This is a genomic window from Nocardioides yefusunii (genome assembly GCF_004014875.1).
Lineage (GTDB): Bacteria > Actinomycetota > Actinomycetes > Propionibacteriales > Nocardioidaceae > Nocardioides > Nocardioides yefusunii.
The window spans coordinates 316,726-330,040 of record NZ_CP034929.1 but is presented as its reverse complement, the minus strand read 5'-3'; the positions used below and the strand labels follow the sequence as shown (position 1 = coordinate 330,040).

General features: G+C 69.5%; 9 protein-coding genes. 6 read left to right on the top strand and 3 right to left on the bottom strand.

The genetic code is table 11. The features are described 5' to 3' along the window. Positions 1-23: 23 nt before the first annotated feature. Entirely contained in the window at positions 24-698 is a 675-nt protein-coding gene (locus tag EOV43_RS01355) for a glycohydrolase toxin TNT-related protein (RefSeq protein WP_164878602.1), read from the bottom strand. Between the two features lie 158 nt (positions 699-856). Here EOV43_RS01355 and EOV43_RS01350 point away from each other — a divergent pair, with 158 nt between their 5' ends. Beyond that, positions 857-4,393 (top strand): (Fe-S)-binding protein, encoded by a 3,537-nt coding sequence (locus EOV43_RS01350; protein WP_128219340.1) that lies wholly within the window; start codon positions 857-859, stop codon positions 4,391-4,393. 411 nt (positions 4,394-4,804) lie between these two features. Here EOV43_RS01350 and EOV43_RS01345 read toward each other — a convergent pair whose 3' ends face one another. Beyond that, positions 4,805-5,302 carry a MarR family transcriptional regulator gene (locus EOV43_RS01345; protein WP_206611363.1) on the bottom strand — a complete coding sequence of 166 codons (498 nt, stop codon included), beginning with the start codon at positions 5,300-5,302 and terminating at the stop codon, positions 4,805-4,807. 92 nt (positions 5,303-5,394) lie between these two features. Here EOV43_RS01345 and EOV43_RS01340 point away from each other — a divergent pair, with 92 nt between their 5' ends. The 5 genes from EOV43_RS01340 to EOV43_RS01320 all read left to right on the top strand — a co-directional run bounded on the left by EOV43_RS01340 (position 5,395) and on the right by EOV43_RS01320 (position 12,102). Then, positions 5,395-6,843: an MFS transporter gene (locus tag EOV43_RS01340; RefSeq protein ID WP_128219339.1), complete on the top strand. Its 1,449-nt coding sequence runs from the start codon at positions 5,395-5,397 to the stop codon at positions 6,841-6,843. Positions 6,844-7,080: 237 nt separating this feature from the next. After that, the gene (locus tag EOV43_RS01335; protein ID WP_128219338.1) at positions 7,081-8,721 is read left to right on the top strand and encodes an AMP-binding protein; all 1,641 of its coding nucleotides are present in this window, start codon (positions 7,081-7,083) and stop codon (positions 8,719-8,721) included. 22 nt (positions 8,722-8,743) lie between these two features. Further along, positions 8,744-8,944, top strand: coding sequence for a YiaA/YiaB family inner membrane protein (locus EOV43_RS01330; protein ID WP_338323500.1), 201 nt, complete (start codon positions 8,744-8,746; stop codon positions 8,942-8,944). A 116-nt stretch (positions 8,945-9,060) separates the two neighbouring features. Further along, a complete protein-coding gene (locus EOV43_RS15795) occupies positions 9,061-9,696 on the top strand; it encodes a TetR/AcrR family transcriptional regulator (protein ID WP_277745767.1) in 636 nt (211 codons plus the stop codon). A 72-nt stretch (positions 9,697-9,768) separates the two neighbouring features. Further along, entirely contained in the window at positions 9,769-12,102 is a 2,334-nt protein-coding gene (locus tag EOV43_RS01320; RefSeq protein WP_128219336.1) for an MMPL family transporter, read from the top strand. Positions 12,103-12,737: 635 nt separating this feature from the next. Here the strand turns inward: EOV43_RS01320 and dcd are convergent. Further along, positions 12,738-13,313: a dCTP deaminase gene (dcd, locus tag EOV43_RS01315; RefSeq protein ID WP_128219335.1), complete on the bottom strand. Its 576-nt coding sequence runs from the start codon at positions 13,311-13,313 to the stop codon at positions 12,738-12,740. Positions 13,314-13,315 lie beyond the last annotated feature (2 nt).

Below are 13,315 nucleotides of genomic sequence, written 5' to 3'. Positions count from 1 at the left end.
CCATGGCGGGTCTCAGCCGGGCGTCAGTCAGCCTTCGGGACGAACGGACGCAGGCCACCCGCCGCGACGTAGGTGGCGATCGGGGCGTCCAGCACGACGCGCCACGCGCCACCGGGATGTCCGTGTGCCGCGGGGACGCGTTCGGCCCGGCACGTGACGCCGAGGTTGTGCACGAGCAGGTAGCTCGTCACAGGCTGGTCGCGGAGCTCGTCGGGCAGTGCGCGCTCCTCCCACGACGTCCCGAAGTGGTGCAGGACGTGACCGCTTGCGTCACCGACGTGGTCGAACGGAGTGCCGACCTTGACCGCCGAGGCGGGCAGGACGTCGACACCGCGGGCAGGGTCGCGATCCACCTCGGCGCCGGCTGCCCATCCGGCCGAGCGGTCCATCAGTTCGCGCGCCAGGGCAGCAGCTCGGGTGGTCTCCGTGGCGGTGCGGGCGAACGCCACCGGCTCCGCCGGGACGGCCACCTCACGCAACGCGGCCACGAGTTCATCGAGGTCAGGGCCCTCGACGCCGTCCGCGGTGCCGAACGTGTGCCAGGTCCGCCACTCGCCGTGGTCCCACCCCCCGAGGTCCAGACCGGCCCGGCCTGCACGGAGTGCCCATCCGGACGCGCTGCCGTCGTCCCCCCGTTCAAGGGTGGCGCCTCCCAGCCTCTCGTGATCCAGTCGCGCACGCACCGCGGTGACGTTCATGAGCCCTCCCCCGGACCATTCGTCGAGACAATCCGGAGCAGTCTGCACCATCGTTCGTTACTCGCGAGTAGTATCCACGGGACGCGGCACCCTGTGACCTTCGAAACACCTCCGCTTAGGCTTCGGTTTGCGTCACGCCCGAACGAGGAGCATTCAGCATGCAGATCTTTGCGATCGTCGTCTCATTGGCCATCTCGGTGGTCGCCATCGGTTTCACCGTCGTGGCCGTCAGGAAGATGCTCGGCGTCCTGCGCCAGGGCACCTCCGTCGTCGGCCGCACCGGAAACCCGGTGGGCCGCACCCTGACCATGTTCAAGGAGACGGTGGTCCACACCCGGATGCTCCAGTGGACCTGGGTCGGCATCCTGCACTGGTTCGCGTTCGCCGCGTTCATCGTGCTGTCGACCGCCGTCATGGGAGCGTTCCCGCAGCTCTTCGACGCACACGCGGCGCTCCCGATCATCGGACACTGGCCGCTGTACACGTGGGTGGCAGAGTTCCTCGGCCTGCTGGGCACGATCGCGATCATCCCACTGATCGTCTACCGCATCCGGAACCGTCCCTCGGCCAAGGGCCGCGGCTCGCGCTTCTTCGGCTCGACGATGTGGCAGGCCTACTTCGTCGAGGCGATGGTGCTGCTGGAGTCGTCGGCGATCCTCTTCATCCGTGGCGCCGAGTACAACCTGATCAACGCCGAGCACCCCGGTGACGCAACCGGCTCGGAGTTCCCGATCTCGCAGTTCTTCGGCAACCTCTGGCCCACCGGCGTCGAGAGCGTCGGCACGCTCGAGAACATCATCTACACGATCGCCATGCTCAAGATCGTCTCCGCGATGATCTGGCTGCTGATGATCAGCAACAACCTGACGATGGGTGTCGCCTGGCACCGCTTCACCGCTTGGGTCAACATCTGGTTCAAGCGCGAGGACGACGGTTCGACCGCCCTCGGCGCGATCCGCCCGATGATGGTCAAGGGCGAGCCGTTCACCCTCGAGATGCTCGAGAACATGGACGATGACGACGACGAGGAGCTCGTCCTCGGTGTCGGCAAGATCGAGGACTTCTCCTGGAAGGGCATCCTCGACTTCACCTCGTGCACCGAGTGTGGCCGCTGCCAGTCGCAGTGCCCCGCCTGGAACACCGAGAAGCCCCTCTCCCCCAAGCTCCTGATGATGGGCCTGCGCGAGCACGCCTACGCCAAGGCCGACGGCACCGCCGGCGAGCGCTCCCTCATCGGCAAGACCGACGCCGAGGCGGCCGTCGGCGAGACCACCGAGGTCATCGACTGGTTCTACAACCCCGAGGGCGGCGACTTCGTCATCGACGAGGACGTCCTCTGGTCCTGCACCTCCTGTGGCGCCTGTGTCCAGCAGTGCCCCGTCGACATCGAGCACGTCGACCACATCATGGACATGCGTCGCTACCAGATGCTGGTGGAGTCCAACTTCCCCGCCGAGCTCAACCAGCTCTTCAAGGGCCTGGAGGGCAAGGGCAACCCCTGGAACATGTCGCCGAACGCGCGCATGGACTGGGCCAAGGACCTCGACTTCGAGGTCAAGGTCGTGGGCGAGACCATCGAGTCCCTCGACGAGGTCGACTGGCTGTTCTGGGTCGGCTGCGCCGGTGCCTACGAGGACCGCGCCAAGAAGACCACTCGTGCGGTCGCAGAGCTCCTCGACATCGCCGGCATCAGCTTCGGTGTCCTGGGCAACGGCGAGACCTGCACCGGCGACTCCGCCCGCCGCGCCGGCAACGAGATGCTCTTCCAGCAGCTCGCCGCGCAGAACGTCGAGACGTTCAAGGAGTTCAAGGTCAAGAAGGTCGTCTCGACCTGTGCCCACTGCTTCAACACGCTCAAGAACGAGTACAAGGACTTCGGCATCGAGCTCGAGGTCGTGCACCACACCCAGCTCCTCAACCGTCTCGTCCGCGAGGGCAAGCTGACCCCGGTCCCGACCGGCGCCGGTGCTGCCAAGCGCTCGATCACCTACCACGACCCGTGCTACCTGGGCCGTCACAACCAGGAGTACAAGGCTCCCCGCGAGCTGCTCGAGATCCTTCCCGGTGCCGAGTACGTCGAGATGGAGCGCAGCAACGAGAAGTCCTTCTGCTGTGGCGCCGGTGGTGCCCGCATGTGGATGGAGGAGACCCTCGGTTCGCGCATCAACGTCAACCGCACCCAGGAGGCCGTGGCCACCGGCGCCGACCAGATCGCCGTGGGTTGCCCCTTCTGCCGCGTGATGCTGGCCGACGGCCTGACCTCCGAGCAGGCCAACGGCAAGGCTGCCGAGGCCGTCGAGGTCCTCGACGTCGCACAGATGCTGCTCGCGTCGGTCAAGGGTGAGCAGGCCACCAAGCTCGCTCCGGGACAGACCTCCGAGGACGCCACTGCCAAGCCCGCCGCCAAGGCTGCTGCTCCCGCAGCGCCCGCTGCTCCGGCCGAGACCCCGGCTGCTGCCGCACCTGCCGCTGCCGCTGGATCGCTCTTCGACACCCCGGCTCCGGACGACGCCTCGTCGCTGTTCGACACCCCGGCCCCGGCCGAGCCGGCTGCCCCGGCCGCTGGTGGTTCGCTCTTCGACGAGGGCGGTTCGCTCTTCGACACCCCCGCAGCTCCTGCTGCTCCGGTCGAGCCCGCGGCCCCGGCCGCTCCGGCTGCCGACCTGGGTGCCGGTTCGCTGTTCGACGTCGCTCCGACTGAGCCTGCGCCGGCTGCCGCCGCGCCTGCTCCGGTCGAGCCCGCCGCTCCGGCTGCGCCGGCTGCCGCAGTGAGCGGTGCCGCCAGCGTCCCGCGCACCGACGTCGACATCACCGCCGTCGCCTCGCTCTTCGACATCGAGGCTCCCGAGGGTGCCGTCGAGGTGGCCCCGGGCACCGTCCCGACCGCCCCGACCGCCGCTCCGGTTGCTGCTGCTCCGGCCGCCACCCCGGCCCCCGTGGCCGAGGCTCCGGCTCCGGTGGCTGAGGCTGCGGCCGCTCCGGCTGAGGCTGCTCCGGCTGCCCCGGCCGCCGCAGGTGCCCCCGCCGCAGCCGCCTCGGGCAACGCCGGATCCAACGGCCTGGCCAGCACCCCGCGCACCGACGTCGACATCACCGCCGCCGCATCGCTCTTCGACATCGAGGCCCCGGAGACCGTCCAGGTCGCCGAGCCCGTCGCCGCCAGCGCTGCCGCGCCCGCCGCTGCCGCTCCGGTTGCTGCTCCGGTTGCCGCTGCTCCGGCTCAGGTCGTCGAGACCCCCGCCCCCGTGGCGGAGGCCCCGGCCCCGGTCGTCGAGGCCGCTCCGGTGGCGACGACTCCCGAGGCTGCCGCACCGGTCGCTGCTGCGTCGATCGCTCTGCCCGGTTCCAACGATCTGGCGAGCACCCCGCGCACCGACGTCGACATCACCGCCGCCGCGTCGCTGTTCGACATCGAGGCCCCGGAGACCGTCAAGGTCGCCGAGCCCGTCGCCGCCAGCGAGGCCTCCGCAGCTCCGGTCGTCGAGGCTCCGGCAGCACCCGCCCCCGTCGCCGAGGCTGCTCCGGCCCCGGTCGTCGAGGCCCCGGTCGTCGAGGCTCCGGTCGTCGAGGCTCCGGCAGCACCCGCCCCCGTGGCACCGGTCGCTCCCGCGGCCGACGTCAAGGTCAGCGGCGAGGCCCACCAGCCCCGCACCGACGTCGACATCAACTCGGTCGCGTCGCTGTTCGACCTCTGATCCACCGCGCCTCCGGGCGCACCACGCACGAAGGCCGTCGCCCCTCCGGGCGGCGGCCTTCGTCGTCCATGAGCCGCATCACTTCAGAGCCCAAGGCGGCCCCCAGCTCACGGCCCCCGCTGCGTCACCGCCGAGGTCGCCAGCAGCCGACGCCACGCAGCCACCCGCCGCAGGCCGGAAGGTCGTCCCAGCGTCCGGTCGAGGTCGGCTGCCATCTCGTCGGGCCGTCACAACAGGTCGTCCGAGGTGTACCCGCGCCGTACCCACCCCGCCGCAGCAGCCGGCAGCGCCAGCCCGACGTCCACCTCCGGCTGTGGATCACGCTCGAAAGTGAGCCGGAACTGTGCTCTTGCGCGCTCCCGGAGCCGGTTTCAGCACCCGAAGTGCACAGTTGCGGCTCAGTTGCAGGACTCAGCCGCGGAAGCGGGCCGAAGCGCGCAGCGCCTCGACGCGGTACGCCTCGGCGAAGGCGGCGTAGTGCGTCATGAACCGCTCACGTTCGTCCGCAGGAATCGCGTCCAGCGCGACGCCGAAGACGTCCATGCCGGCCTCCAGGTCGCGGGCGAAGACCTGCTCGCCCTCCTCGGTGGCGCGGATGAGCCGAGCACGTCCGGCAGCAGCGGCGTCCGCGTCCGGCTCGACCCGCTCGACGAACCCGTGCTTGAGGGCTGCGTTGACCTGACGGTTGACGGTGGACTGCTCGAGCCCGAGAGCGTCGGAGATCTCCTTCATGGTGCGCGCGCCTTCGGAGCACAGCAACCAGAGGAGGCGGACGTCGGCGATGTTGAGTCGGGAAGCGGCCTCGGCGACGTGGCGGCCACGCTCGAGGCGAGCCGTGCCGACCACGAGCGCCCACAGGGGCGAAGCCTTGAAGGCGAGGATCGTCGCGGAGGTGGTGACCAGAGCCACGTGCTGTTCCTTTGCTTCCGACGCACGTACGTATGTACTCTACACATAAAGCACTATGTAGGTTACATACATACGCACGAGATCAGGAACACATGGCTACCCCCACCGCACCGGCCCCTGCCGGCTCCGCAGGCGGCGCCGCTGCGCTCAACATCAGCGACAAGCGCGCCACCGCAATCATCCTCACCCTCTGCTTCGGCTCCCTGGCCGGCGCACTCATGCAGTCGCTGGTCATCCCGATCCAGTCGACGCTGCCCGAGCTGCTCGACACCTCGGCCTCCAACGCCTCCTGGGCGATCACCGCCACACTGCTCGCCGCCGCCGTCTCGATGCCCGTCACCGGCCGCCTCGCCGACATGTACGGCAAGAAGCGCGTCCTCGTCGGCAGCTCCGCGATCCTCTTCGTCGCCTCCCTGCTCTGCGCCTTCGGCTCCGGCCTGATCGCATTCCTCGTCGGCCGCGCCCTCCAGGGTGTCGCCATGGGCTACATCCCCGTCGCCATCTCCGCGGTGCGCTCGCTCGCACCCAAGGAGAAGCAGGGCACCGCGGTCGCGACCGTCTCCGCCACGCTCGGCGTCGGCGGCGCCGTCGGCCTCCCGCTCTCCGCATGGATCGCCGACTCGTTCGACTGGCACGCACTGTTCTACGTCTCGAGCGCACTGGCCCTGATCGTGCTCGTGCTGACCGCACTGGTCATCCCGAGCACCAAGGACACCCACCCGGCCCGCATCGACGTCGTCGGCGTCGTCCTGCTCGCCGTCGGTCTCGTCTCGTTCCTCGTCGGCGTCTCCAAGGGCTCCAGCTGGGGCTGGGGCTCCACCGACACCTGGATCGCCATCGTGGGCGGCGTCGTCGTCCTCGGCATCTTCGGCGTCTTCGAGATGCGCCACGACGAGCCGCTCGTCGACCTGCGCACCATGAGCCACCGCCCGGTGCTCTTCACCAACCTTGCCGCGATCCTCATCGGCTTCGGCATGATGGCGTCCTCGATCGTCGTCCCCCAGCTCATGCAGATGGACGAGCGCACCGGCTACGGCCTGGGCCAGACCATGCTCGAGGCCGGTCTCTGGATGTTCCCCGGCGGCATGATGATGCTGATCTTCGCCCCCCTGAGCGCCAAGATGATGACCGCCATCGGCGCCCGTCTGACCCTCGCCATCGGCGCCACCGTCGTGGCCTGCGGCTACCTCTTCGGCGCCTTCATGATGGACGAGGCATGGAAGCTGATGGTCTCGGTCATCATCGCCTCCGCCGGCGTCGGCATCGGTTACGCCGCCTTCCCGACCCTCATCCTCGACAACGTGCCGATGGAGGAGGCCGGCTCCAGCGTCGGCGTCAACTCCCTCATGCGCTCGGTCGGCACCACCATCGCCTCCGCCGTCATGGCTGCCGTCCTCGTGGGCGTCACCATGGACCTCGGTGGCACCTCGATCCCGTCGAAGGACGCATTCCACTACTGCTTCCTCATCGGCGCCGGTGCCGCCCTCGCAGGTGCGCTCGTCGCTCTGCTGATCCCGGCCCGCAAGGCCGGCCAGGCCTGACCCACCGCAGGCGCCGGCCGGAGCAACTGCTGCAGCCAGCCCTGCGACCTGATTCGACGACGCGTCGTCGGCACTTCGGTGCCGGCGGCGCGTCGCGGTCATTTCCCACCGTGACGACAGTGTGGCCCGAGCCACACTCACCCCCGATCGGGGGTACCCGAACGGGTGCCCCGGACTTACGGTGGCGCTTCCCTCACGCCCCGCTCCCGACCGGAGCAAGGACACCCGGAGAGCCCCGTGACCCCCTCAGCCTCCCTGCGCACGGAGGCGGTCGACGCACCCGTCCGTCCCGCCCGTGCCAACCGTTCCGAACTGACCCCGCTGCGTTTCCTCGAGCGCTCGGCGGAGGTCTTCACCGACAAGGTCGCTGTCCTGCACGGCGACCGCAGCTACACCTACGGCGAGTTCGCCGCCGAGTCGCAGCGTCTGGCCGCAGCCCTGACTGCCGACGCCGCACCCGGCGAACACGTCGCGTTCCTCGTGCCGAACGTCCCCGAGGCCGTCTTCGCGCACTTCGCCGCCCCACTCTCGGGCGCGGTGCTGGTCATGCTGAACACCCGCCTGACCAAGCCCGAGATCTCCACGATCCTGAACCACTGCCGCGCAACGGTGCTGGTGGTCGACACCGAGCTCATCGAGCGCATCGAAGGAATCCGCGACGACGTCCCGTCGCTGGTCCGCGTCGTCGAGGCCAACGACCCCGAGTCGGGCCTGGCGCCGTCGGGCAGCTGCACCGTCACCGACCAGTACGCCGACTGGACGGGCGCCGCCGTCCTCCCCGAGGGCGGGTTCTCGTGGGAGGTCGCCGACGAGGACGCGGTGATCTCGCTCAACTACACCTCCGGCACCACAGGCACTCCCAAGGGCGTCATGTACTCCCACCGCGGCGCCCACCTGGCCGCCCTCGGCAACGTCGTCCACCAGGAACTGACCCCGGCGACGCGCTACCTGTGGACGCTCCCGACGTTCCACTGCAACGGCTGGACGAACCCGTGGGCGGTCACCGCCGCGGGCGGCACCCAGATCTGTCTGCGCGAGGTCCGCGCCGAGGCGATCTGGCACGCGATCGACGACCTCGGCACCACGCACCTGTGCGGCGCCCCTGCGGTCTGCACGACGATCGCCGGCGCCGAGCAGGCCCATGTCATCGAGGGCGGCCTGCGGATCACCACCGCTGGCGCTCCCCCGGCCCCCACCGTGATCGCTGCGCTGGAGGAGATCGGCGTCCACGTCGTCCACGTCTACGGCCTCACCGAGACGTACGGCCCGATCACCGTCTGCGAGCACCAGGACGGATGGCCCACGCTGCCGGCCGGAGACCGCGCTGACCTGCTCTCGCGCCAGGGCGTCGGGATGGTGCAGGCACAGCAGGCCCGCGTCGTCGACCTCGACATGAACGACGTCCCCGCCGACGGCGCCACGATCGGCGAGATCGTGGTGCGTGGCAACACCGTCATGCTCGGCTACTTCCAGAACGACGCCGCCACCGCAGAGGCGTTCCACGGCGGCTGGTTCCACACCGGCGACCTCGGCATCATGTACCCCGACGGCTACCTGCAGGTGCGCGACCGCGCCAAGGACATCGTCATCTCCGGCGGCGAGAACATCTCGACCGTCGAGGTGGAGCAGGCGCTGCTGCGTCACCCGTCGATCACCGACGTCGCCGTCGTGGGCGTTCCGGACGAGAAGTGGGGCGAGCGTCCTCGGGCGTTCGTGATCACCGAACCGGGCAAGGAGCTCAGCCGCGAGGAGATCATCGCGCACGCCCGGGAGTGGATCGCGGGCTACAAGGTGCCGCGCGACATCGTCTTCGCCGACGGCCTGCCGCGGACGTCGACGGGCAAGGTCATGAAGCACGAACTGCGCAAGCAGTCCTGAGGCGCAGTCTGCGCAAGCAGTCCTGAGTCGCATCTGCGTCGGGTTCCGCACGCGGGGACGGGCCTTCCTGGGCATGACCGGCCTCTTCCTCGTCTCCTCGACGTTCACGTTGGCGAAGGTCGTGCGGGACAACCAGGAGACCCAGAGCGTGCACGCGCGGGTCGACCAGGCCCGGATCGACAAACTGCTCGCCGAGCACGACCCGTTCCACCAGGTGGCCTGATCCTGTCGCCGACCGCCGACCGTCCACCTCTCCGAGCTCCGCCGACGTCCCGTGGCCCTACCCACGGGCAACCAGCATTTCTGCACTCCTTGGGCGGGAGTGCAACACTGCACTTCGTGACTGAGAGTGCAACGCTGCCCCGGGCCTCCGCCCGAACGCTCGACGACTGGCTGGCCGCCTGGCCCGACAGCCAGTCAGCGCGCGCCCGCGAACTCGAGGCCACGATCACCCGGACCGCCCAGGAACTGACCCTGAGCCACGGGCTCGACGGCTTCACGATGGACGACCTCGCCAGCCAGGCCGGAGTCTCGCGACGCACCGTCTTCAACCACTTCCCCAGCAAGCTCGACGCCGTCCTGGGCAACCCGCCCGCGATGCCGCGCGGGCTCGTCGAGGAGTTCGTCGCCGGCGCGCCCCACGGCCACCTGATGCGTGACCTCGGCGTCGTCATCGCCGGCCTCATCTCAGCCGAACCGACCAGTCGCGGCGACGCCGCCCGCCTGCCCGCACTGCTGCGCGAGCCCCGCCTCATGGAGGCGACCCACGTCCGCTTCGCCGACGCTGCCCAGCGGTTCGCCGACCTGTGCGCACTGCGCGGCAACCCGCTCGACGCCCGGCAGTCACGACTACTGGTGATGTTCATCCTCTCCCTGGTCAAGGAGGCACTCGACGCCTTCGTCGCCGACGAGGAGACCGAACTCCCCGCGATCTTCCTGGACCTGCTCGAGGAGACGCTCGGCCTGATCGGCTGATCGTCCCGTCGTGCAGGAGCCGGGGCTCCTCACTCAACCCGCACCGCGCGTGCACCGACCAGAAAGAAATCGATGGCAACCCTGCTCTACCGACTCGGCCGGACGGCCTTCAGGAAGTGGCCTCTCTTCCTCGCCGCCTGGGTCGTGGTCATCGCCGCCCTCGGCGGCATCGCCGGCGGCCTCGGCAAGCCGATGGTGGACTCGTTCTCGATCCCCGGCATTCCGTCCGAGAAGGCCGCTGACCTGCAGGCCGAACTCTTCCCGGACTCCGCCTCCGCCGAGGCGCCCACCGGCACCGTCGTCGTCGCCGTCCCCGACAGCGACGCCGAGGGCAAGCTGACCGACGAGAAGTACTCGGCCCTGGTCGACGCCCTCGTCGCGGACCTGCAGAAGGCCCCGCAGATCGGCGAGAACGCCGAGGCGATCCTCTCCCCCGTGACCCAGCTCCAGGGCGCGATCGGCCAGGCTGTCGAGGCAGGTGCCAGCGAGGCCGACGCCACCGCGCAGGCCAAGGGCATGCTCGACCAGGCCGCGATCCTGTCGACCGACGAGCGCACCGGCAAGATCTCGTTCGTCTTCGACGAGCCGACGGTCGCCGAGATCCTCCCCGCCACCCAGAACGACGTCCTCGACGTCATCGACGAGGCGCGTGACTCCGGCCTGGTGGCGGAGGTCAACGGTCAGGCCATGCAGGTCGTCGAGGCCGGAGCCACCGCCGAGCTGATCGGCATCGGCATCGCGCTGGTCGTCCTGGTCATCACCTTCGGCTCGCTGGCTGCCGCCGGCCTGCCGATCCTGATCGCGATCATCGGCGTCGCTGCCTCGATGGCGGGCATCTACGCCCTCACCGCGTTCACCGAGATCGGCTCCTCCACCCCGATGCTCGCCACGATGCTGGGCCTCGCGGTCGGCATCGACTACTCGCTGTTCATCCTCGCCCGTTACCGTGACGAGCTGCGCCACACCGACAGTCGCGAGAACGCCGTCGGCTTCGCGGTCGGCACCGCCGGTTCGGCCGTCGTCTTCGCCGGCCTGACGGTCATGATCGCGCTCGGCGCGCTCGGCGTCGTCGGCATCCCGTTCCTCACCTCGATGGGTGTCGCGGCCGCGTTCGCCGTCGTCGTCGCGGTCGTCGCGTCCCTGACGCTGCTCCCCGCGATTCTCGGCATGCTCAAGTCGAAGGCCTTTGCCGGCCGCGTGCGCAAGTACGTCCCCGGCACCGAGACCGGCGCCGACGGCAAGCAGCACATCGTCAACAACGGCGTCCGCTGGGCCCGCCTGGTCGGCAAGGCGCCGCTGGCGTGGGTGCTGCTGGTGGTCGTGGCGCTGGGCGCCCTGGCGATCCCGATCAAGAACATGCACCTCGCCTTCCCCACCGACTCCACCGCTGCGTCCGAGACCACGCAGCGCAAGGCGTCCGACCTGATCGCCGAGGCGTGGGGTCCGGGCCAGGAGGCGATGTTCCTCTTCGTCGTCGACGGTCGCGACCTCCCCGAGGCCGAGCGCGCCGGCGCGTACACCCAGGTCCAGGAGTGGGTCGCGGGGCACGACGGTGTCCAGCAGGCCATGCTGGCCGGCGGCATCAACCCCGACGGTTCGGCCGAACAGGGCGCGATGATCGCGGCCGTCCCGACCACCGGTCCGCAGGACGCGGCCACCGAGGACCTGCTGCACGAGCTCCGTGCGGGCCAGGACGAGATCATGGCCGCCACCGGCGCTGACATGGGCATCACCGGTCTGACCGCGATCACCGTCGACGTCTCCGAGCAGCTCGCCGACGCCCTGCCGGTCTACCTGGCCGTCGTCGTGGGCCTGGCCTTCATCCTGCTGATGCTGGTCTTCCGCTCGATCCTCGTCCCGCTGACCGCGACCCTTGGCTTCCTGCTCTCGGTCCTGGCGACGCTGGGTGCAACCGTGGCGATCTTCCAGGAGGGCGCCTTCGGCCTCCTCGAGGGTCAGCCGATCGTGGCCTTCATCCCGATCTTCCTGATCGGTCTGGTCTTCGGTCTCGCGATGGACTACCAGGTCTTCCTGGTGACCCGCATGCGTGAGGCCCACGTCCACGGCGCCTCGGCCCGCGAGGCGGTCGTCGACGGCTTCCGCAACTCGGCTCGTGTGGTCGCTGCGGCCGCCGCGATCATGATCGCCGTCTTCGGCGGCTTCATCTTCCAGGACAACGCGATCATCAAGTCGATGGGCTTCGCGCTCGCTGCTGCTGTCGCCCTGGACGCCTTCGTCATCCGCATGACCTTCATCCCCGGCCTGATGTACCTGCTGGGCGAGAAGGCCTGGTGGCTGCCGAAGTGGCTGGACAAGATCCTGCCGAACGTCGACGTCGAGGGTGAGTCCCTGGAACGCGACGGCGTCGTGGCCCACGAGAACACGTTCGACCACACCTCCAAGTGATTCCTGCCCGGCGTGATGCCTGTCCGGCATGACTCCCGTCCGGCGGTGATCACCACCTGATCGCGGGTGCCGTCCGGCCGTGGAGGCCGGACGGCACCCCGCACGGCAACAGCCCGTCGCCACCACCCTGCGGAGTGGGACGACGGGCTGTTGCTGTTTACGGGTCGGACAGCCCCCTCAGACCGTCCTACGAGGCCCCCGAGCCTCGCGTGCGTGGGTAGGCACCCTCTCGTTCCGGTGACCGCGGACGACTTCGCGGTCCCCGGAACGTCCGGTCGTGGGTCGCTCGGGCGAGTGGCCCGAACGATGTCCGTGGAACTCTGCCGTGCACGTGACTGCGTGCCTCGCGCTCGCCTGCAGGTCGGTCGGTGTGGCGACGCGGCCGGCCTCGGCGACACCCGTCGGGCCCGCGGCGGGGCCGGTGGCGGGCATGGAGGTCATGGCGGAGTTCTCTCGTCCGAAGTGAGGATCAACTTACTAAGGTAAGCCTAACCATAGTCTGCGACTGATGGGAACAGCCGGGTCGAAAAAAGTTCCCACGACGCAGAACAGGCCCCCGTCCCGGAAGGGACGAGGGCCTGTCGCAGCAACAGCCCGAAGGCGGGGCTCAGGTCACGGTGTTCAGATCTCGGTGTTCAGATCTCGGTGCGGTGGAAGTTCGTGTACGAACGCGACGGCGTCGGGCCACGCTGACCCTGGTAGCGCGAGCCGTACTTCTCCGAACCGTACGGGTGCTGGGCCGGCGAGGAGAGCCGGAAGAAGCAGAGCTGACCGATCTTCATGCCCGGGTAGAGCTTGATCGGCAGCGTCGCGACGTTCGCGAGTTCCAGGGTGACGTGACCGGAGAAGCCCGGGTCGACGAAGCCCGCAGTGGCGTGGGTCAGCAGACCCAGACGGCCCAGCGACGACTTGCCCTCGACGCGCGCGGCGACGTCGTCGGGCAGGCTGACGGTCTCGTAGGTGGAGCCCAGCACGAACTCGCCCGGGTGCAGGATGAACGCCTCGTCACCCTCGGTCGCGACCTCACGGGTGAGGTCGGACTGGTCCACGGCCGGGTCGATGTGCGGGTAGCGGTGGTTCTCGAAGACGCGGAAGAAGCGGTCGAGACGGATGTCGATGCTGGAAGGCTGCAGCATCTCCTGGTCCCACGGCTCCAGCGCGATGCGCTGCGCGTCGATCTCGGCCAGGATGTCGCGGTCAGAGAGAAGCACGG

Coding starts and splice junctions, on each gene's coding strand:
- EOV43_RS01350 (WP_128219340.1), top strand. CDS start 857: ATGCAGATCTTTGCGATCGTCGTCTCATTGGCCATCTCGGTGGTCGCC.
- EOV43_RS01320 (WP_128219336.1), top strand. CDS start 9,769: ATGGCAACCCTGCTCTACCGACTCGGCCGGACGGCCTTCAGGAAGTGG.
- EOV43_RS01340 (WP_128219339.1), top strand. CDS start 5,395: ATGGCTACCCCCACCGCACCGGCCCCTGCCGGCTCCGCAGGCGGCGCC.
- EOV43_RS01355 (WP_164878602.1), bottom strand. CDS start 698: ATGAACGTCACCGCGGTGCGTGCGCGACTGGATCACGAGAGGCTGGGA.